This window comes from Pseudaeromonas sp. HNCC25DJ180 (assembly GCF_055413345.1).
Window position 1 is genome coordinate 29,936 of the sequence record NZ_JBVAYF010000003.1, and the last position, 19,793, is coordinate 49,728.

18 protein-coding genes are annotated in these 19,793 nt (G+C 62.5%); all 18 read left to right on the top strand.

Annotated features, from left to right (window positions below):
* Positions 1-195: 195 nt before the first annotated feature.
* The 18 genes from ACZYTD_RS03250 (at position 196) to ACZYTD_RS03335 (ending at position 19,757) form a co-directional block, all read left to right on the top strand.
* A complete protein-coding gene (locus ACZYTD_RS03250) occupies positions 196-903 on the top strand; it encodes a beta-ketoacyl synthase chain length factor (RefSeq protein WP_463889145.1) in 708 nt (235 codons plus the stop codon).
* Entirely contained in the window at positions 900-1,709 is an 810-nt protein-coding gene (locus ACZYTD_RS03255) for a lysophospholipid acyltransferase family protein (RefSeq protein ID WP_463889147.1), read from the top strand. The genes ACZYTD_RS03250 and ACZYTD_RS03255 overlap by 4 nt, the downstream gene beginning before the upstream one ends.
* Positions 1,666-1,932, top strand: coding sequence for a phosphopantetheine-binding protein (locus ACZYTD_RS03260; protein ID WP_463889149.1), 267 nt, complete (start codon positions 1,666-1,668; stop codon positions 1,930-1,932). Before ACZYTD_RS03255 ends, ACZYTD_RS03260 begins: the two co-directional genes overlap by 44 nt.
* 16 nt (positions 1,933-1,948) lie before the next feature.
* Positions 1,949-2,197, top strand: a complete 249-nt coding sequence (locus ACZYTD_RS03265) for an acyl carrier protein (RefSeq protein ID WP_463889151.1) — start codon at positions 1,949-1,951, stop codon at positions 2,195-2,197.
* Positions 2,197-2,793, top strand: coding sequence for a COG4648 family protein (locus ACZYTD_RS03270; RefSeq protein ID WP_463889153.1), 597 nt, complete (start codon positions 2,197-2,199; stop codon positions 2,791-2,793). Before ACZYTD_RS03265 ends, ACZYTD_RS03270 begins: the two co-directional genes overlap by 1 nt.
* Positions 2,787-4,628 (top strand): ApeI family dehydratase, encoded by a 1,842-nt coding sequence (locus tag ACZYTD_RS03275; protein WP_463889154.1) that lies wholly within the window; start codon positions 2,787-2,789, stop codon positions 4,626-4,628. The genes ACZYTD_RS03270 and ACZYTD_RS03275 overlap by 7 nt, the downstream gene beginning before the upstream one ends.
* Positions 4,625-6,304 (top strand): glycosyltransferase family 2 protein, encoded by a 1,680-nt coding sequence (locus ACZYTD_RS03280; protein ID WP_463889156.1) that lies wholly within the window; start codon positions 4,625-4,627, stop codon positions 6,302-6,304. The genes ACZYTD_RS03275 and ACZYTD_RS03280 overlap by 4 nt, the downstream gene beginning before the upstream one ends.
* Positions 6,288-7,880, top strand: a complete 1,593-nt coding sequence (locus ACZYTD_RS03285) for an HAL/PAL/TAL family ammonia-lyase (RefSeq protein WP_463889158.1) — start codon at positions 6,288-6,290, stop codon at positions 7,878-7,880. The genes ACZYTD_RS03280 and ACZYTD_RS03285 overlap by 17 nt, the downstream gene beginning before the upstream one ends.
* A gap of 84 nt (positions 7,881-7,964) precedes the next feature.
* The gene (locus tag ACZYTD_RS03290; protein ID WP_463889159.1) at positions 7,965-8,387 is read left to right on the top strand and encodes an acyl-CoA thioesterase; all 423 of its coding nucleotides are present in this window, start codon (positions 7,965-7,967) and stop codon (positions 8,385-8,387) included.
* Positions 8,384-9,046, top strand: coding sequence for an outer membrane lipoprotein carrier protein LolA (locus tag ACZYTD_RS03295; RefSeq protein WP_463889161.1), 663 nt, complete (start codon positions 8,384-8,386; stop codon positions 9,044-9,046). Before ACZYTD_RS03290 ends, ACZYTD_RS03295 begins: the two co-directional genes overlap by 4 nt.
* Positions 9,018-11,456 (top strand): MMPL family transporter, encoded by a 2,439-nt coding sequence (locus ACZYTD_RS03300; protein WP_463889163.1) that lies wholly within the window; start codon positions 9,018-9,020, stop codon positions 11,454-11,456. The genes ACZYTD_RS03295 and ACZYTD_RS03300 overlap by 29 nt, the downstream gene beginning before the upstream one ends.
* Before the next feature lie 182 nt (positions 11,457-11,638).
* Positions 11,639-12,253: a DUF3261 domain-containing protein gene (locus ACZYTD_RS03305; protein WP_463889165.1), complete on the top strand. Its 615-nt coding sequence runs from the start codon at positions 11,639-11,641 to the stop codon at positions 12,251-12,253.
* 61 nt (positions 12,254-12,314) lie between these two features.
* The gene (locus ACZYTD_RS03310) at positions 12,315-13,511 is read left to right on the top strand and encodes a beta-ketoacyl-[acyl-carrier-protein] synthase family protein (protein ID WP_463889166.1); all 1,197 of its coding nucleotides are present in this window, start codon (positions 12,315-12,317) and stop codon (positions 13,509-13,511) included.
* Positions 13,508-13,984, top strand: coding sequence for a hotdog family protein (locus tag ACZYTD_RS03315; RefSeq protein WP_463889169.1), 477 nt, complete (start codon positions 13,508-13,510; stop codon positions 13,982-13,984). The genes ACZYTD_RS03310 and ACZYTD_RS03315 overlap by 4 nt, the downstream gene beginning before the upstream one ends.
* Positions 13,981-14,706: a 3-ketoacyl-ACP reductase FabG2 gene (locus ACZYTD_RS03320; protein ID WP_463889171.1), complete on the top strand. Its 726-nt coding sequence runs from the start codon at positions 13,981-13,983 to the stop codon at positions 14,704-14,706. Before ACZYTD_RS03315 ends, ACZYTD_RS03320 begins: the two co-directional genes overlap by 4 nt.
* Positions 14,707-14,743: 37 nt before the next feature.
* On the top strand, positions 14,744-15,985 hold the full coding sequence (locus ACZYTD_RS03325) for a beta-ketoacyl-ACP synthase (protein WP_463889673.1): 1,242 nt from the start codon (positions 14,744-14,746) through the stop codon (positions 15,983-15,985).
* Positions 15,986-16,251: 266 nt separating this feature from the next.
* Positions 16,252-17,232 (top strand): transposase, encoded by a 981-nt coding sequence (locus ACZYTD_RS03330; protein ID WP_463889172.1) that lies wholly within the window; start codon positions 16,252-16,254, stop codon positions 17,230-17,232.
* A gap of 350 nt (positions 17,233-17,582) precedes the next feature.
* The gene (locus ACZYTD_RS03335) at positions 17,583-19,757 is read left to right on the top strand and encodes a TonB-dependent receptor plug domain-containing protein (RefSeq protein ID WP_463889174.1); all 2,175 of its coding nucleotides are present in this window, start codon (positions 17,583-17,585) and stop codon (positions 19,755-19,757) included.
* Positions 19,758-19,793 lie beyond the last annotated feature (36 nt).

A 19,793-nucleotide genomic window follows, 5' to 3' on the forward strand; every position in this document is an offset into this window, starting at 1 on the left:
TGTTTGTAACGATTTGTAAATGATAGCAGTATTGGTGGTAATCGCTATCTCTTTCAACTGGGCGCCTGCGAGGCGGATTAGCCGAATCGTAGTCGGCTTACCGCATGGTCTGGCGGTGTAACAGCTTGTATGATGTGTAGCATATAGCGCCAGAGGCGGGAGCCGGCGAGTCTGTTGGGTGTAAAGGGAGTAGATATGGCCGCCTCGTTTTCTCTGCTGGAGATGGATGCGCTGGCCCCTGGCTTGAGTGAGCGGGAGGCCTGGTTGCGCTGGGCCCAGAGTGGGCTCTGGCCTGTGGCGCCTATGCCTGCCACCCCGGCCATACCGGCCATGACGGCTCGCCGTCTGAGCCAGGATGCGCGTCTGGCGTTGCAACTGGCCCTGCCCCTGATCCAGACGTGGCAACCCTGCCGTTTGCTCTGCGTCAGCCGTCATGGGGAGCTGGCTCGCACCTTTACCCTGTTACAGCAGTTGGTCGCCCAGCAGCCCCTGTCGCCCACCGACTTCTCCATGTCGGTACACAATACGGTGGCTGGCCTGCTCACCATAGTGGGTGAGGCAGCGCTGCCAGCCGCTTCGCTCGCGGCGGGAGCCAATAGCTTTCAGGCGGGCCTGCTGGAGGCCTGTGCCACCCTGAGTGTCGAATCCGGGCGGATCTTGCTGCTCTACTTTGAGGGGCAACTGCCCGCGTTTTATGGATCCTGGCAGCCCGAGCACGAGCCAGCCCATGCCTTGGCTCTGGTGCTGGAGGCGGGTGAGCAGTGGCGTTACCTGGGGAGTGAGGCGACTGAGCCGACTGAAGGCAACCAGGCCCTGAGTTTCTGGCGCCAATACCTGTTGGGGCAAGCCAGCATACGTTTGCCCGGTCGCCGGAGCCCGCTCTGGTCATGTGCCGCCTCATGAACCGCTTATGGCGCCTGTTGGCCACCGCCTTCAGTTTCGGCTTGTTCGGGGTGGGTGCCCTGCTGCTGACCCTGGCGTGGTTTCCCTGGCTGCGTCTGGCTTGCCGTAGCCAAGCCAGGCGCCGGGAGCTGGCGCAGGGGACCATCCGCCACAGCTTTCGCTTCTTTCTGGGGGTGCTCTCCGGGCTGGGGGTCATGAGTTACAAGATCGAGGGGGCCGAGCGGCTGGCTCTGGATGGGGGCTCTCTGCTGGTGGCCAACCACCCCAGCCTCATCGACTATGTGCTGCTGGCGTCGGTGGCTCCGCGCTGTGACTGCATAGTGAAGCAGGCGCTCTGGCAGCACCCCTGCTTTGGCGGGGTGATCCGGGCCGCGGGGTATCTGCCGAATGGCGAGGGCGAGCAGCTGCTGGCGGCGTGTCGGCAGCGACTGGCAGCCGGTGGCCTGCTGCTTATCTTCCCCGAGGGCACCCGCACCACGCCGGGCCAGCCGCTGCGTTTGCAGCGCGGGGCGGCCAATATAGCGGTACGGTGTGGCGCGGATCTGCGTCTGGCGCACATACTCTGCCAGCCGAGCACCCTCACCAAACAGGAGTCTTGGTATCATATTCCGACTCGTAAGCCCCATTTTCATGTCATGATCGGGGATAAGGTGGCGGTAGCCCCATTTTTGCGCGTGGCACCTTCGGTGGCGGCGCGGCAGTTGACCGAATTTTTAACACAGGCCCTGCTCCCTGCGAGTGGGGTGTTGCATGGAAAGCCTGATGAGCACACTACAACAAGAGATCAAACAACTGATTATCGATAGCCTGAATCTGGAGGGGCTGACCCCGGAGGATATCGAGAGCGACGCCCCCCTGTTTGGCGCCGGGCTGGGGCTCGACAGCATAGATGCCCTGGAGTTGGGTCTGGCCATCAAGGGCAAATATGGCCTGGTGTTGGCGGCCGATGATGAGCAGACCCGTCGTCATTTCGCCTCTGTGGCCGCCTTGGCCGCCTTCGTCGCATCTCAAGCCCCATCTCGCGCATAACGCCAGGAGCCTAATCATGAATCAACAGGAGATCTTCTCTGAGGTACAGGCCGCGCTGGTGGAGCTGTTTGAACTGGATGCTGAGGCCGTCACGCTGGAAGCCCACCTCTATCAGGATCTGGAGCTGGACAGCATAGATGCCATCGATCTGGTGGTGCGGTTGCAGAAGCTGACCGGTAACAAGATCAAGCCGGAAACCTTCAAGACGGTGCGTACCGTGGCCGATGTGGTCGATGCTTTGGCCAAGCTGCTTGCCGAGCAGTGATGCGGCACCTGCTGACCATGGTGGCCGCCCTGGGGCTGCTGCTCTATCCCTTCCTGGTCTACCTGGGGATCAGCCATGGCGGCTCAGGCTGGGCGCTGATCCTGCTGGGGTTGTTTGCCCTGCGCTTCTGGCCCGGCGCCTCCCCGAAATTGCGCGAATGGCTCTGGCTGGGTCGTACCCTGGCGGGTGTGGGAGTGGCGCTCACTCTGCTTACTCTGCTGTGTCGCGATCCGCTCTGGCTGCTCTACTACCCGGTGGTGGTCAACCTGCTGCTACTGGCACTCTTTGCCTGGAGCCTGGGGCAGCCGCGCTCTCTGGTTGAACGGTTGGCGCGTCTGCAAGATCCGCAATTGCCTGCGGCGGCTATCCCCTATACCCGCCGGGTCACTCAGATCTGGTGCGGCTTCTTCCTGCTCAACGGTACGCTGGCGCTAGCCACTGTGTTGTGGGGCGATATGGCCCTCTGGAGCCTCTATAACGGTCTGCTCAGTTACCTCTTGCTGGCCACCCTGATGGCAGGCGAGTGGCTGGTTCGACGGCGGGTGCAGGCTCGCCTGAGTCATGATGGACAATGCAGCGAGGATTCGCCATGTTGAATCTGTTGCCTCTCTCCCAGTTGCTGGCGTTGCGCCAGGATGATTACCCCATAGCCTGGTTGGCGGGCCGCCCGTTGACGCTGCAACAACTGCGGCGGGATGTCGCCGCATTAAGCCACTGGTTGCAGGCCCAGCCGGGTCGCCGTTGGGCCCTCTGCTATCAGGAGAGCTACCGCTTCACCGTGGCCCTGCTGGCCTGCGCTCATGGGGGCTGTCACGCTGTGCTGCCCGGCCATAACAGGGCGGCCCAGCTGGCCGAGCTCTCGGCCCATTTCGATGGTGTGCTCACCGATATACCCCAGTTGGTCAATGACCTGGGCCCGTCGGCCTGGTTGGTGGCCGGGGCGACGGCTCAACAGCCTTGGGATGCGAGGGTGGATGTCCCGCTTCCGGCATGGCAGGGGCTGACGCTGACCCTCTTCACCTCCGGCTCCACCGGTGAGCCCAAGGCCATCCACAAGGGGCTGCAGCAGTTGGAGGCCGAGGTGCGCGTTCAGGCCGAACTCTGGCAGGCCTCGCTCAGCTCAGCCAGCCAGAGTGCGCTGTTGGCCAGCGTCAGCCATCAACATATCTACGGCCTGCTGTTTCGTATTCTGTTGCCCCTGTGCGCCGGTATCCCCTTTGTGGCGGAAACGGTGGAGTACCCGGAACAGCTGAGTCGCTGGCGGGCTCAGCATCCCGCTCAACCCTGGCTGTTCGTCAGCTCCCCCGCCTTCCTGGCCAGATTGGACCCTGAGCTGCCGGTGGCCGACTGTCACCACATCTTCTCCTCGGGTGGCCCTTTGCCTCATGGTGCGGCGCAGTTGAGCCAGCAACTCTATGGCCAGTGGCCGGTGGAGATCTACGGCAGCAGCGAGACGGGGGGCATTGCCTGGCGACAGGCCGAAACAGCCTGGAGACAGGCTGATACAGTGTCGCGCCAGGCTCAGAGCCGTGAGGCCCTCTGGCGTCCCTTCCCGGGGGTCGAGACTTGCCAGGATGAGCAGGGGACGCTGCTCATCCGCTCCCCTTTTCTGGACTCGGAGGCGTGGTGGTCCACCTCGGATCGGGTTGCCCTGAGTGACTCGGGATTTGCCCTGGTCGGGCGTCAGGATCGGCTGATCAAGCTGGCGGAGAAGCGCATCTCGTTAGATGAGGTGGAGCTGCGGCTACGGGCCTCCCCCTGGGTGGCGGAGGCGGCCGCCGTGCCCCTGACTCTGGCCAATCGCGATCTGCTGGCGGCGGCCCTGGTGCTGACCCCCGAAGGGGAACATCAGTGGCACACCTTGGGCGCCGGGCGTTTTCTGCTGGCGCTGCGCCAAAGCCTGCGCTCCTGGCTGGAGCCTGTGGCCCTGCCGCGCCGCGTGCGCCCCCTGGCGGCGCTGCCGCGCAACAGTCAGGGCAAGCTGGCCTATGCCGAATTGAAAGCCCTCTGTCTGCAGGAGTTGCCTCTTGATCCCGACAGAGCGCAGCCACTCTCACATGCTACTTCTGCTGCAGCCGAGCCGTTGCGCTGGCCGCCGATCCGCGAACAGCACCAACAGGCGGAGGGGGAGAGTCAGCGGCTGACGCTGGCCCTCTGGCTGGATCCCAAACTGCTCTGGTTTCAGGGTCACTTTCCCCAGGCGCCTCTGCTGCCGGGGGTGGTGCAGATCCACCTGGCCATCCACTATGCCCAGCAGTTGCTGGGGGTGCAGGGCACCTTTGCCGGTATGGAGATGGTGAAATTCCAGCAGCCCCTGCGTCCGGCGACTATGGCCACACTGCAGCTGCTCTGGCAGCCGGTCACCGGCAAGTTGCACTTCACCTATCTGCTGGGCGATGAGCCCGCAAGCTCCGGGCGGATCAAACTATGAGCGAGTTTCGTCCCTGCCTGGTGATCCCCTGTTACAACCACGGCGCTACTCTGATAGCGACCCTGGCACACCTGGATCAAGGCGTTGAGGGGCAGGTGCTGCCCTGTGTGGTGGTCGATGATGGCAGCGAAGCGGCCACAGCCCAGCTGCTGGCCGAGGCGGCGGCGCGTTACCCCTGGCTGACGCTGGTGCGCCATCATGTGAATCAGGGCAAGGGGGGGGCGGTCATCACCGGGCTGCAGCGGGCGGCCGAGCTGGGATTTAGCCATGCTCTGCAGCTGGATGCCGATGGCCAGCATGAGCTGGCCGATCTGCCGCGCCTGCTGGCGGAGGCCCAAGTGCACCCCCAGGCGCTCATCTCCGGTGCCCCCCACTACGATGCCTCGGCGCCCAAGGGGCGCCGCTATGGCCGTTACATCACCCATATCTGGGTGTGGATCGAGACCTGCAGCCTGGATATTCAGGACAGCATGTGCGGCTTTCGGGTCTATCCGCTGGCCGCGACCCTGGCATTGCTGCCCAGGGTGCGGGGGCGGCGCATGGACTTTGATATCGAGGTGATGGTGCGGTTGCACTGGGCAGGGGTGGCGGTGCGTTTCGTCCCGACCCAGGTCAGTTACCCGGCCGATGGCCTCTCCCACTTCCAGCTCTGGCGCGATAATCTGCGCATCTCCTGGCTGCATACCCGTCTGGTCTGCGAGCGCTTACTGGCCCTGCCCAGCCTGTGCTGGCAGCGCAGGCCCCACTGGTCACGCACCCCGGAGCGAGGGGCCCAGTGGGGGCTCAACTTCATGCTCTGGTGTTATGACACCCTGGGGCAACCGGGTTTTCGTCTCTTCCTCTACCCGGTGATCGGCTATTTCTGGCTCACGGGGCGAGCCCAGCGTCGGGCCTCTGCGGCCTATCTGGCGCGGCTGGAGCAGTTCGCCACCGCCCAGGGGTTGGCCCTGCCTGCCGAGCCCCGCTCCAGCTTTCGTCACTTCCTGCGCTTTGGTGAGGCCATGCTCGACAAGCTGGCGGGCTGGCGGGGCGAGATCCGCCCCCAGCAGGTGGAGTTTATGGATGAGGCCCGCCCGCGCTTGCTGCAGGCCAGTGGGCAGGGGGCGCTGATCCTGGGCTCCCACCTGGGGGATCTGGAACTCTGCCGCGCCCTGGGGACAGCCATGGGGCAGGTGACCATCAATGCCCTGGTCTTCACCCAGCATGCCGAGCGCTTCAATCGGCTGCTCAAGGCCGCCAACACCCAGGCCAACCTCAATCTCATTCCTGTGACCGAGCTGGGCCCCGGCACCGCCATCTTGCTCAAGAGCAAGCTGGAGGCGGGGGAGTGGGTGGTGCTGGTGGGGGATCGCACCTCAGTCACCCGGGAGCGCAAGGTGGTGTGGGCTGATTTTCTCGGGGCACCAGCCCCCTTTCCTCAAGGCCCTTTCGCCCTGGCCTGTGTGCTGGATGCGCCTGTCTACTTGCTCTTTGGCCTGCGGGAGCGGGACCAGTTTCGTGTCTATTTCGAGCCCTTCGCCGAGGGGCTGACGCTGCCCCGGCGCGGGCGGGAGGCGGCACTGCAGCAACTGGTGCAGCGCTATGCCGAGCGGTTGCAGCATCACTGCCTCAAGGCGCCGCTGGATTGGTTTAACTTCTTTGATTTCTGGCACTTATCCGATGACTCCACAGACTGACGCTTTTGCTACCGTGACCCTGGGGGCCGGCTGGTTGACCATAGAAGAGGTGGTGGCGCTGGCCCATGGCCAGGCCCGGCCCAGGCTCAATGATGCCCCCGAGTTTGCCGCCCGCATCCAGCGCGGCGCGGATTTTCTCGATCGCCTGCTGGCTGAGGAGGGGGTGATCTACGGGGTGACCACAGGCTATGGTGACTCAGTGGTGCAGGGGATACCGCCCGAGCTGGTGGCCGAGCTGCCCCTGCATCTGACCCGTTTTCACGGCTGTGGTCTGGGGGCCGATCTGAGCCTGGAGGCGACCCGGGCCGTGCTGGTCACGCGCCTCAACTCCCTGGTGCAGGGGGTCTCCGGGGTGAGCTGGACTCTGCTCACTCGGCTGCAGTGGTTGCTGGCCCAGGATCTCTTGCCGCGCATTCCCGAAGAGGGGTCGGTGGGGGCCAGCGGCGATCTGACGCCCCTCTCCTATGTGGCGGCTGTGCTGGTGGGAGAGCGGGAGCTCTTCTGGCGCGGGCAACTGCGCCTGACGGCGGACGTGTATGCCGAACTGGGGGTGACGCCGCTGGCGCTGCGTCCCAAGGAGGGGCTGGCGTTGATGAACGGCACATCTGTGATGACGGCACTGGCTTGTCTGGCCTATGCCCGCTGCGACTATCTGATGCGGCTGTCGACCCGCATCACGGCCCTGATGTGTGAGGCGCTGGCGGGTAACCCCTTCCACTTTGATGCCAGGCTCTTTGCCGCCAAGCCACACCCCGGGTTGCAGCAGATCGCCGCCTGGTTACGGGCCGATCTGCAGGCCGGTGAACTTCCGCGGCAGAGCGACAGGCTGCAGGACAGGTATTCGCTGCGCTGCGCCCCTCACGTCATCGGGGTGGTGGCGGACAGCCTGCCCTGGTGGCGCCAGATGATAGAGAACGAGCTCAACAGCGCCAATGACAACCCGCTCATCGATGGCGAAGAGGAGCATGTGATGCATGGCGGCCACTTCTACGGCGGCCATATCGCCATGGCCATGGATAGCATGAAGACGGCGGTGGCCAATCTGGCCGATCTGCTGGATAGGCAGTTGGCGCAACTGGTGGATGTGAAATTTAACAAGGGGCTGCCTGGTAACCTGACGGGGGCTCAGGGCGCGCGCCGGGCCATCAACCACGGCTTCAAGGCGCTGCAGATAGGCGCCTCCGCCTGGACCGCCGAGGCGTTGAAGTTGACCCTGCCCGCCAGCATCTTCTCCCGCTCCACCGAGTGTCACAACCAGGATAAGGTGAGCATGGGCACCATAGCCGCCCGGGACTGTTTGCGGGTATTGCAACTCACCGAGCAGGTGGCGGCGGCGGCGCTACTGGCGGCCACGCAAGGGGTGGAGCAGCGCCTGGCGCTGGAGGGGGCCAGCCCGGCGCGTCTGGCCGCTTCGTTGCAACAGAGCCTGTGCCAGGTGCGGGCCATCAGCCCGCCGCTGGTAGAGGATAGAGCCCTGGAGGCGGAGCTACGTCAGCTGATCGCCACCATACAGCAAGCCAGTTGGCCGCTTTACCGCGAAGAGATGGCCGCAAGAGCCGGGGGTGAGCATGAGTGAATGGCAGTGGCCCAAGATCGGCAAGCATAGAGCTGGAGATGTGGTGCCAGCATTGACGGCCGCATTGGTCGAGAGGGGATTGCGATGAGTGAATGGCAATGGCCTGAAGCCAGTATAGAGCTGGAGATCCCCTTCCACGATGTGGACTCCATGGGGGTGGTCTGGCATGGCAACTACTTCCGCTACCTGGAGCTGGCCCGTTGTGTCCTGCTCAAGCAGTTCGAGTATGGTTATCGGCAGATGGAAGCGTCAGGTTTTCTCTGGCCCATCATCGATACCCGGCTGAAATTTATCGCCCCGCTGAAGTTCGAGCAGAGGGTGCGGGTGGTGGCCCGGCTCAAGGAGTATGAGTACCGGCTGCGCATCGACTACGAGATAGTGGACGCCGCCAGCGGGGTTCGCCTGTGCAAGGGCTACACCATTCAGGTGGCGGTGGAGCAGGCCAGCGGCGAGATGCGGCTGGCTTCCCCCCCCATTCTGCTGCAGAAGCTGGGTGTGGCCTCATGAGCTGGTCTCGGCGGTTTCAACCTTCGGCGCTGCTGCGCCCGGTTTGTTTTCTGCTGTTTGGCCTCTGCGGTCTGGTGCAAGCCCAGGCGTCGAGCCAGGCTGGGGTGCCGCAGACGTTGGCCCAGTTGCAGCAGCAGTTGGCAGCCGTGCCGACGCTGCGAGCCCACTTCCGCCAGGAGAAACAGGTGGCGGGTCTGGCGGCGCCTCTGCTCTCCAGTGGCGAGCTGCTCTTCTCCCAGCGCAAGGGGCTGTGGTGGCATCAGCTGCAGCCCTTTGAGCTCATGCTACTGCTGGATGATAGCCGTCTGGTGCAGCAGTTGGCGGGGCAACCGGCCGAGGTCATCACGGCGCAGGCCAACCCCCAGCTCTTCGAGTTCAGCCACCTGCTGCTGAGTCTATTTCGTTCCGACACCCAGGTACTCGCCCGCCAGTTCGAGCTCGGCTTTACCCCGGGTGAAGGGGGCTGGCAACTCTTGCTCACCCCCAAGCAGGCTCCGCTCAATCAGATCTTTTTATCCCTGGAGCTGGCCGGGGCTCAGAGTCTGGATCGGCTCACCATACGCGATCGGCAAGGGGATACCACCCGGCTGACCTTTACCCCTGTGCTCCCCAACCCAGTCGAGTTGAGTGATGTCGAGCAACGCCGTTTTGCCCCCTGAGATCACCACTGCGTTGCCAGACTCTCCCCCATTACGCCGTCGCTGGCGGCAGTTGGCCTGGGGTTGGTTGCTGGTTTCCCTGTTACTGACGGCGGCTCTGCTCTGGCTCTTGCCCCAGCGTCCGCTCAATAGCAGCGTGATGGCGCTGCTGCCCCAAGAGGAGGCCTTGGATCGGGATCCTCAGTGGCAGGCGCAGTTAAGCCAGCGGCTGGATCGGCAACTGCTCTGGCTTGTCAGCCTGCCCGCCGGAGAATCCGGTGCTACGGCAGCCAGTTGGTGGCAGCAACAGCTAAACGAGCTCACCGGCCTGCAACATAGCCGGGGGGCGGATCAGGTAGACCCCCAAGCCTGGCGTCACTATCTGCAGGCGTTTCGCTATCAGCGACTGGATGAGAAGAGTCAACAGCGTCTGAGCCAGGGGGCGGCGGTATGGAGCCAGTGGGTGCTGGGGCAGATCTACTCCCCTTTTGCCGGCGTCAGCCCCGCCGAGTGGCAGGCCGATCCTCTGCTGCTGACCCGAGCCGCGCTGCAGGGGCAACTCTCGGGCCCGCTGCGTCAGCAGGGGGGTTGGCTGGTGAGTCGAGATGCGGGGGGGCGTGACTGGTATCTGTTGCGCGCCGAGCTCAAGGGGTCGGCCTTCGACATGGCGGCAGGGCATGAGCTAGTGAGCCAGCTGGCGCAGCGGGAGCAGGAACTGCAGAGTCGATTCCCCGGCAGTGAGCTGTTGCGGCGCGGGACGCTCTACTACAGCGATCATGCGGCACAGCTCGCCAAGGCGGATATCTCCACCATAGGGCTAGGGTCCCTGCTGGGGGTGATGCTGCTGATCTGGTGGGTGTTCCGTGGCTGGCGCCCCCTGCTGCTCTGCCTGCTGCCCTTGGCTGTGGGTATGGTGTGTGGCCTGTTGGCTGTCCTGCTCTGCTTTGGCCAGATTCACCTCTTCACCCTGGTGATCAGCACCAGCCTCATCGGCATCTCGGATGACTACTCTCTGCACTACCTGAGTGAGCGGCGCTTGCATGGGGAGGAGGAGACGCCGCTGGCCACGGCGCTGCGGCTGCGCCAGCCTTTGTTGTTGGCACTGCTGACTACGCTGCTGGCCTATCTGCTGCTCTGGCTGGCGCCGTTCCCCGGCCTGCAGCAGATGGCGGTTTTTTCGCTGGCCGGGCTCATCGGCTCTTTTATCACTCTCTTCTGCTGGTTTCCCCTGCTGGTGGGCAAGATGCCCAGTCGTCCCATCCCCTGGCGGCGAGCCCTGGTCGGCTGGCTCAGTTGGTGGCGCCAGAGTCGTTTGTTGCGCCAGGGCTTGCCCCTGCTGCTACTGCTGGTGGCGGGCGCCGGGCTGCTGCGCTTGCAGGTGGACGATGACATCCGTCGCCTGCAGCCGCTGCCTGGGGCGTTGCAGGCCCAGGATCAGCAAGTGGCCAGGCTCACGGGCCAGAGTGGTGAGCTCACCGGTTTTCTGGTCGTTGGGAAAAATAGCGAGCAGGCGTTGCAGCGACTGGAGGCCTTGGGCCAGCGGTTGGCCCCACTCCGGCAGCAGGCGGTGATAGCCGACTATCGGCTCGTGAGTGACAGCCTGCCCTCGGCGGCCCGGCAGCGCGCCCATCATCAGGCGTTGAGTCAACTGCAGCCCCAGGTGCTGGCTAAGTTGCGCCAGGCGGGCATAACTATAGCGGCTCAGGTACCGCCCTTCGCGCTCCTGACGCCAGAGGCATGGCTTGCCAGCTCGGTGAGTGAGGGGTTGCGGCTGCTTTGGCTTGGCAACGCGCGGGGTGAGGTAGCGATACTGGTGCCGGTGAGCGGCGTCAGGGATGCCAGCCAGCTGCAGGCGGCGACCCAGGGGTTGGCGGGGGTCCACTGGCAGGATAAGCGGCAGGAGTGGAGCCAGCTCTTCGCCCGTTATCGCCTCTTGCTGGGGGGGCTGCTGTTGCTGGGGGGGCTGCTCTCGGCGGCGCTGCTGGTACACAAGCTGGGATGGTCTACCACGGGCCGCATGCTGCTGGCCAATGGTATAGCCCTGATGCTCTCGGCGGCGGTACTGGGCTTCTGTGGCTGGCCTTTCACCCTCTTCAGCCTCCTGGCCATGAGTCTGGTGTTCGGCATAGGTATCGATTACGGTCTCTTCTTTGCGCATAGCAGTCAGGGTGATGGCCGCCACCACGCGAGTCAGACCCCGGAAGCGCGCGCCCAGCGTCAGGAGCGGCAGTTGGCCACGCTATTGGCGGTACTGCTAGCCAATCTGACCACACAGCTGGCCTTCGGTCTGCTGGCCCTGAGTCATACCCAGGCCATCGCCAGCTTCGGGCTGGTGCTGAGCGTGGGTGTCCTCTTCTCCTTCCTGCTTGCTCCCCTGGCCATGCCAGCCGAGCCCAAAGAGCCCAAAGCGACGCCAGGAGCCAAGTCATGAAACATAGTGCCATCGGGTGGGTGTCCTTTTCTCACAAGTGGGTCTCCTTTTCTCATCTTCCTTATTTTCCTCTTCGGCCTGGTGCTGAGAGTGGGTGTCCTCTTCTCTCTCTTCCTGAGGGTGGGTGTCCTGTTCTCTTTCATCCTGTTCTCTTGCGGCTGAGAGTGGGTGTCCTGTTCGCTTTGTTCTTTTTCTTGCTCTGCCTCTGTGGCTGTGCCTCGGCGCCCGAGCCCAAGGCGGCGCTGACCCGGGAGGTGGTGGTGAATCTGCCTGCGCCCAACCGGGCCACGCCGCTACGCCTGCAGCAACTACTGACGGTGCAGATGCCTACCGCCGACGGTGAGCCGACCAAGCGCCAGAGCCTGCTGGTGGCCCTGGAGGCCGATGGCCAGAAGGTGAGCCTGGTGGGCTTCTCTTTGCTGGGGGTGCGCCTCTTTCGCATCGACTATGATGCCCAAGGCATTCGCAGCGAACAGCTGCCACCGCTGGCGGCCCTGGGCGCTCTGCCGCCGCCGGCTCAGGTGCTGGCCGATGTGATGTTGAGCTACTGGCCGCAAGCCGTTTGGCAGGCCAAATTGCCCGCCGGCTGGCAGCTCATCGACACACCCATGTTGCGTCAGTTGCGGGATGGGCAGGGGCTGTTGGTGAGCGAGATCCAGTATCGTGAGGGGAGTATGTCGACTGCTGGCGCAGAGCGAGAGCCCGTCATGCTGTGGCAACACGCCTTCGGCTATCGGCTCTCTATCCAAACCCTGCCTGAGGCTGCCCCCTCTGGTGGTCAGGAGGTGACACCATGATCCGCTGCTGTTATTTGCAGGGCGTGGGCCGGGATCGGACCCATGTTCAGGAGGCGGGACTATGATGCCCTGTTATCTGCAGGCCGTTGGCCTTATCAACGCCATGGGGCGGGACCTGGCCCAGGTGGCGGCGACCCTGAATGATGCACAGAGTCAGCCTCTCACCTGGCGTGATGACTGGCTGCAGCCTGCCCGTAGCGTGGCGGTGGGCGCGGTGTCGGGTGAACTGCCTCTGCTGCCGGCCGAGTTCGCCCGCCACGCCAGCCGCAACAATCGCCTGTTGCTGGCGGCTTTCATGCAGATCCGCGAGGTGTTTGCGCAGTGGCGGCAGGGGGTGGCCCCCGAGCGCATCGCCATAGTGCTAGGCACCAGCACCTCGGGGATAGAGGAGGGGACCCAGGCGCTGACAGCAGCGACCCGGCAGGGGGAACTACCCGACTCCTACCACTACGCCCAGCAGGAGCTGGGGGATCCTTCCGAGTTTCTGGCCGAGTATCTGGGGGTCACTGGCCCCGCCTATACCCTCTCCACCGCCTGCTCCTCCAGCGCCCGGGCCTTTATCAGTGCCCAGCGGCTGCTGGCTGCCGACCTGGCGGATCTGGTGCTGGTGGGGGGGGCAGACAGCCTGTGTGGCCTGACGCTCAACGGCTTTGCCTCTCTGGAGTCGCTCTCCTCTGGCATCTGTGCCCCCTTCGGTCTGGGTCGGGACGGTATCAATATCGGCGAGGGGGCGGCGCTCTGTCTGCTGACCCGGGAGCCGGGTCCGGTGGCCTTGCTGGGAGCGGGGGAGTCTTCCGATGCCTATCATATCTCGGCGCCTCACCCCGAGGGGGTGGGGGCCGAGGCAGCCATGGCTATGGCCCTGCAGCAGGCCGACATAGCGCCCCACCAGGTGGGTTACATCAACCTGCATGGCACAGGCACCAAGCTCAACGACGAGATGGAGGCCAAGGCCGTCTATCGCCTCTTTGGCGCTGGCGTGCCCTGCAGCTCTACCAAGCCACTCACCGGCCATACCCTGGGGGCGGCAGGGGCCACAGAGGCCGCCCTGGCCTGGTTGTTGCTCACCAGCGACGTGTCACTGCCCAGCCAAAGAGTGCGCGCCGAGGGGCGAGACCCGAGCCTGGCGCCCATCAATCTGCTGCTGGCCCCCCAGGCGCTGGCCGAGCCGCGTATCCTCTCCAACTCCTTTGCCTTTGGTGGCAATAATGTCAGCCTGCTGTTTGGGCGTAATGACTCTCTCTGGAGCACACCATGACCCATCCTGAGCTTGCGACCTTTCCTGATATCGCCCTGCTGTTGCCCCACTCCGCCCCCATGTTGCTGCTGGAGCGGCTAGTGCGGGTCAGTGACACCTCGGCCTGTTGCGAGGTCAAGGTCGGGGAGCGGCTGGCGCTGTTTCTGGAGCCCGATGGCAGTCTGCCGGGCTGGATCGGCATAGAGCTGATGGCCCAGAGTGTGGCCGCCTGGAGCGGCTATCAGGGGTGGTTACGGGGGGAGCCGCCCCAGATTGGCTTATTGCTGGGGGCGCGCAAGTATGATGCACTGCAGCCCCGACTTCCGGCGGGGGCGCTGTTGACCATAGAGGTGAGCCAACTGTTGCAGGATGGGGGCCTCTCCAGTTTTAATTGCCTGATCTATTGTGCTGGGGAGCGGGTGGCCGAGGCTCGGCTCAGCACACTGGAGCCCACAGAACAACAACTGACGACCCTGCTTGGGAGCTCGAGATGAAACGGACCGTATTAGTAACCGGGGCCAGCAAGGGGATAGGTCGCGCCATTGCCCTGCGTCTGGCCGCCGATGGCTTCACCCTGCTGGTGCATTACCACTCTGATCGGGTGGGGGCCGAGGCCACGCTGGCCGAGCTGGTCGCCGCCGGTGGTGCGGGGCGCCTCATCCAGTTCGATATCGCCGATCGGCCAGGGTGTCGTCAGGCACTGGAAGCGGATATGGCATTACATGGCCCCTACTATGGGGTGGTGAACAATGCCGGCATAGTGCGGGATGGTGCCTTCCCCGCCCTGAGTGAAGCGGAGTGGGACGGGGTGATCCACACCAATCTGGATAGCTTCTACAACGTCTTGCACCCCTGCGTCATGCCCATGGTGTCGGCGCGAAAAGGGGGGCGGATTGTCACCCTCTCTTCGGTCTCGGGGCTGATGGGTAACCGGGGCCAGGTGAACTACAGCGCTGCCAAGGCCGGGATTATCGGTGCCAGCAAGGCGCTGGCGCTGGAGTTGGCCAAGCGCAAGATCACCGTCAACTGCGTGGCCCCCGGCCTTATCGACACCGGCATGGTGCCCGATGAGTTGGCCGGCGAAGCGCTGAAGATGATACCCCTGCAGCGGCTGGGGCAGGCGGAGGAGGTGGCCGGTCTGGTCAGCTACCTGATGTCGGATATTGCCGCCTATGTGACCCGCCAGGTCATCTCCATCAATGGGGGCATGGCGTAATGGTGCATCGCAGCGAGGATCAGCCATCATGAACCCGATGCAGCAAGTCAGACGCGTGGTGGTCACCGGCATGGCCGGGGTGACCGCCTTTGGTCTGGAGTGGACACCCATTCTCGCCAGGTTGCAATCGGGCCGCAGCGCCGTCATCCAGATGCCCGAGTGGGACGAGTATGCCGGGCTCAACACCCGCCTGGCGGCGCCGATCACCGATTTCACCCTGCCTGCACACTACAACCGCAAGCAGACCCGCAGCATGGGGCGGGTTTCCCTGCTGGCCACAGTCGCTACGGAGCGCGCCCTGGCTCAGGCCGGGCTATTGGGGCAGAGCCTGCTCACCGATGGTCGTACCGGCATAGCCTATGGCTCCTCGATCGGCAGCACGCCACCCATGGCGGCCTTTGGCAACATGCTGACCCAAAAGAGCACCGAATTTATCAATGCCACCACCTATGTGCAGCTGATGGCCCACACGGCGGCGGTGAATGTGGGCCTCTTCTTTGGTCTGCGGGGGCGGGTGATCCCCACCTCCAGCGCCTGCACCTCGGGCAGCCAGGCCATAGGCTATGCGGCCGAGGCCATTCGTCACGGCTATCAGGAGGTCATGGTGGCCGGTGGTGCCGAGGAGCTCTGTCCTTCCGAGGCGGCGGTGTTCGATACCCTGTTTGCCACCAGCCAGATGAACGATCATCCGGAGCGGACGCCGCGTCCCTTCGATAGCCAGCGGGATGGCCTGGTGATTGGTGAGGGAGCGGGCAGCCTGGTGCTAGAGTCGCTGGAGCACGCCCAGGCCCGAGGCGCCACTATCTTGGCCGAGCTGGTGGGCTTTGCCAGCAACTGCGATGCCGCCCATGTAACCCAGCCGCAGAAGGAGACCATGCAGATCTGCATGCAGCTGGCGCTGGCGCAGGCTGGCTTGCGGCCAGAGCAGATTGGTTACATCAGCGCCCACGGGACAGCCACCGAACGGGGAGATCTGGCCGAAAGCCAGGCCACCCACGCCCTATTTGGCGACAGGACACCCATCTCTTCGCTCAAGAGCTTCTTCGGTCATACGCTGGGTGCTTGCGGGGCCATAGAGGCCTGGCTCTCTTTGGAGATGATGAATTCGGGGTGGTTTGCACCGACTCTCAATCTGGAGATGCCGGATCCCGCCTGCGGCAAGCTGGATCACATAGTGGGGGGCGGGCGTGAGCTGCAGGTGGCGTATCTGATGTCCAACAACTTCGCCTTCGGCGGCATCAACACCTCACTTATCTTCAAGCGTTGGCTGGAGCGCTGAGGTACGGCTGGTGGCGGAATGGTGTTGGGGCAACTTGACGCCGACACGCCGTGGATCCGAGAGTGGGGAGATCGGGAGAGATCGGGAGGACATCCACCTCAACGGGGTAGGACAGGAGAGCGGGAGCAGGGGGCAGGAGACCCATCTCCTCGCTCACAGGGGGCAGGACGCTGCGGCTGTCATAGAAGTGGAGAGGACATTCACCTTAATTTGCTGTATATAAAAACAGCACCTACACTTTGAACAGGATAGTTCTGTTGGAGTGGATGATGACCCTACCTCGCAGTCAGCTGATTTGCACATCCTCCACGCCTTATTACCACTGCATTGGCCGTTGTGTTCGTCGAGCCTTCCTGTGCGGGGAGGATGAGTTGACCGGCAAGGATTACAGTCATCGCAAAGGCTGGGTGTTGGCGCGGCTCGCCTTTTTGGCAGAGGTTTTCACCATCGAGCTGGGCGCCTATGCTGTGATGTCAAATCACTACCATCTGGTCATTCACATCAACCAAAACAAGGCATTATCTCTGACTCATGATGAGGTTATCTCCCGCTGGGGCCGACTGTTTTGTGTGCCTGAAATTGTAGAACTCTGGCAGCAAGGCAAAACGGTAGAGGCTGAAAACGAGGTGGTAGAGAAACTGGTTGCCCTGTGGCGCAAACGTCTGGCCGATGTTTCCTGGTATATGCGTTGCCTGAACGAATACATAGCACGTCAGGCCAACATTGAAGATGGTTGTAAAGGTCGCTTCTGGGAGGGGCGCTTTAAATCGCAAGCCATACTGGATAAGGAGGGGCTACTGGCCAGTATGGTTTATGTCGACCTGAACCCATTACGCGCCAGTCTGGTATCCAGGCCGGAAGAGTCGGTGGATGTATCCATTCATCAACGGTTGGTGGAATCAAACTCACCTGCATCAGAGCCAGAGGTCAACCACCCCTGGTTACTTCCCTTTGCAACCTTCACACCCCAGCCTGAGAGTTTGCCCTATACCCTCAAGGATTACCTGCAGCTACTCGATTGGACGGGAAGAGCACAGCGTTATGACAAGCGGGGAGTGATTGCTGCCGCGGTTCCGCCAATCTTGTCCCGTCTGGGTATTGATAGCCGTAGCTTCCTGTCTGAGTTGGCGAAAAAGCAGCTCTCACGCGGCACTGTCATAGGGCTGGTCACCGGCGCCGCCGCTCACGCCAGACTCACCAGTCGCCAGAATGTCAGGGGCGGTTTGCTAAGGTCGACCTTACTGTAATAAGTACATCTACTTATGTTAACCAATGCGATTGATCGGGAGTCCATGCTCTCTTGACGGTGCTTGGGCTATGCCAGGCGACTCTTTATTTTTATTGGGAAAAATAAGCAAGTAAGTGTTGTCATCGAGCATGGTCGTCATGCAGAAGGCGATTATTCTGGTGCCGGAGGTTTAGGTGAAACTGGAAGTGGATGTCCTGCTCATTGCTTCCTGCTCATTGCTGTCTTCCTGGAAGTGGATGTCCCGCTCATTCTCACCGCTCATTTCCAAAACAATCTTGTTCGTTACACAATGTTTACAATTTATTAACTATAACAATAGTAAGTAGTCGAATACCCAAGGAGTCGGGCATGAATAGGAAATGGCCGAACTACAGTTGGCTTGGGCTGTGTCTCTGTCTACCGGGAACAGCTTGGAGTCAAAAGACACAGCAAGAGGATCTGCTACAGCTGGATTTGAATCAGTTGATGCAGGTGCAGGTTGACGGCTCCGCTACCCTCACACCCACTGCCACCCGGCGCATGCCAGCCTCCATCACCACCATAGATAGAGCCATGATAGAACGTTCCGGCGCTCGCTCCCTCTTTGACCTGCTGGAAATCTATGTTCCCAACTTTCACTACCTGCCCCACCACTGGGAAGCTTCCCATATGGGGGTGCGCGGCCTCATCAGCCACCGGGATGACAAATATCTGTTAGTGGTCAATGGCCGGGTGGTGAACGAGAAAACCCATTTCGGTGCCTTGAGTGAGCGGGACATGCCCATGCTCGGCGACATCCGCAAGATTGACGTGGTGCGTGGGCCGGGCTCTGTGGTCTACGGGCCTGGGGCTGTCTCCATGGTGGTCAATATCCAGACCGACAGCTACGCCGACCATGGCCCGGATGGCATGACGCTGAAGTGGGGGGAAGGGGAGGATTTTCGCTCTCTGGAGATGAGCAAGGCGGTACCCTTGGGGGATGGCGCCGACCATGGCCTCTGGCTTTATGCGGGGCTCAGTGATTATCCGGGGGCCAGCGATGGTAGCTCGCCTCTGGTCTATGGTTTGAGTGGTACCACCTCCTGGGGGCAACATATCCAGAGTGGCCAAGCCGTGGGGTATAACACGCCGGACAACCATGAGTCGTTTCACAACCACCCCAAGGCCAAGCTGCACGCCCATTACCAGAAGCAGAATTTCAACGCCTGGCTGCGCTATACCCAGGGCGGCGAGAAGCTGACCTGGGAGCACAAGACCATCTACACCAAGACGGTGACCGGCAAGCCTCAGGATGCCTATGCCGTCAATGGCGTTGGCTACCAGCAGTTGGCGCTGGATCTCTCCCAGCAGATGGTGATCAACTCCGCCATGTGGTTTGAGCTCAAGGGAGGCTATGACACCACGACCTACCTGCGGGAGATGCCAGATTCATTCGATGCAGGCAAGATAGCCGAGAACCACAGGGAGGAGGAGTATCTGCTGCGCGGTACCTTCAACTGGAACCACAATGAGCATCATGCCTCGGCTCTGGGCAGCGAAGTGATCTACTCGCGCTGGGGCTTGCCCACTTCCGAGTATGACTATGCCTACTCGGCGACGACAGGGCGCATGGAGGTGTGGGACACCACGGCGCTGGGGCTATTTGGTGAGCACCAGTGGCAGATCAACTCCTGGCTCACCAACTTCATCGGTCTGCGGGCCGACAAGGATCAATACACCGACTGGATGTGGTCACCACGTCTGGCCCTGGTGGCGACTGTGAGTGACAAGGATACGGTGAAGGGGGTGCTGAGTCGCTCGGTGCGCAAGAACAATGCCGAGGAGTTGCGGGCCATGCACCAGGTGGGCAGTGAGGGGGAAACCGAGCAGTTGAGCAGTGGTGAGCTGGCCTATAGCCGTCAATTCACCCCAGAGACCAACCTCATCCTCACCGGCTTCTACAGCAAGGTGGAGGTGCTCGACTTCAACAATGTCACATTGCACGCGCAACCCGTGGGGGAGTTCAAGTATGGCGGGTTGGAGCTGGAGCTGGGCTATCAGCGCGATGATATCAACCTGGGTTTCTCTCATGGCTACAGTAAGCTGGATGACTTCGATCTGGCTCCGGGTGGCTCGACTCGCGTCACGGCCTCCCATCTGGGGTATGGCAACGACCTCAACAACTGGAGTAACCAGATCACCAAACTCAATGGGGGTTGGCGCTTTGCTCCGGCCTGGGAGTTGACCGGTGATGTGCGGGTGTTCTGGCACTACCAGGGCGCCCAAGACATCATAGATCAGACCAACGATGCCCGGCTCACCAATCCCAACTCCTCCACCACCAACCTGACGGACCCAGGCTACACAGATTCCGTAGGCACAGCCGCCTTCCTGGATCTGGGCCTGAGCTACCAGACCAAGAGCATGGGTAAGTTCAGCCTCAACGGCTACAACCTGCTGGGAACCGTGGATAAGAAGCTCAACAAGCGGCTCTATCTGTTGAATGTGGGCAACTACCGCTCCGAAGCCACGGCCGTGGCCCTCACCTACCGCTACCAGTTTTAAGTGGTCAGAGAGAACCACAAGAGCACAAAGGCGCCT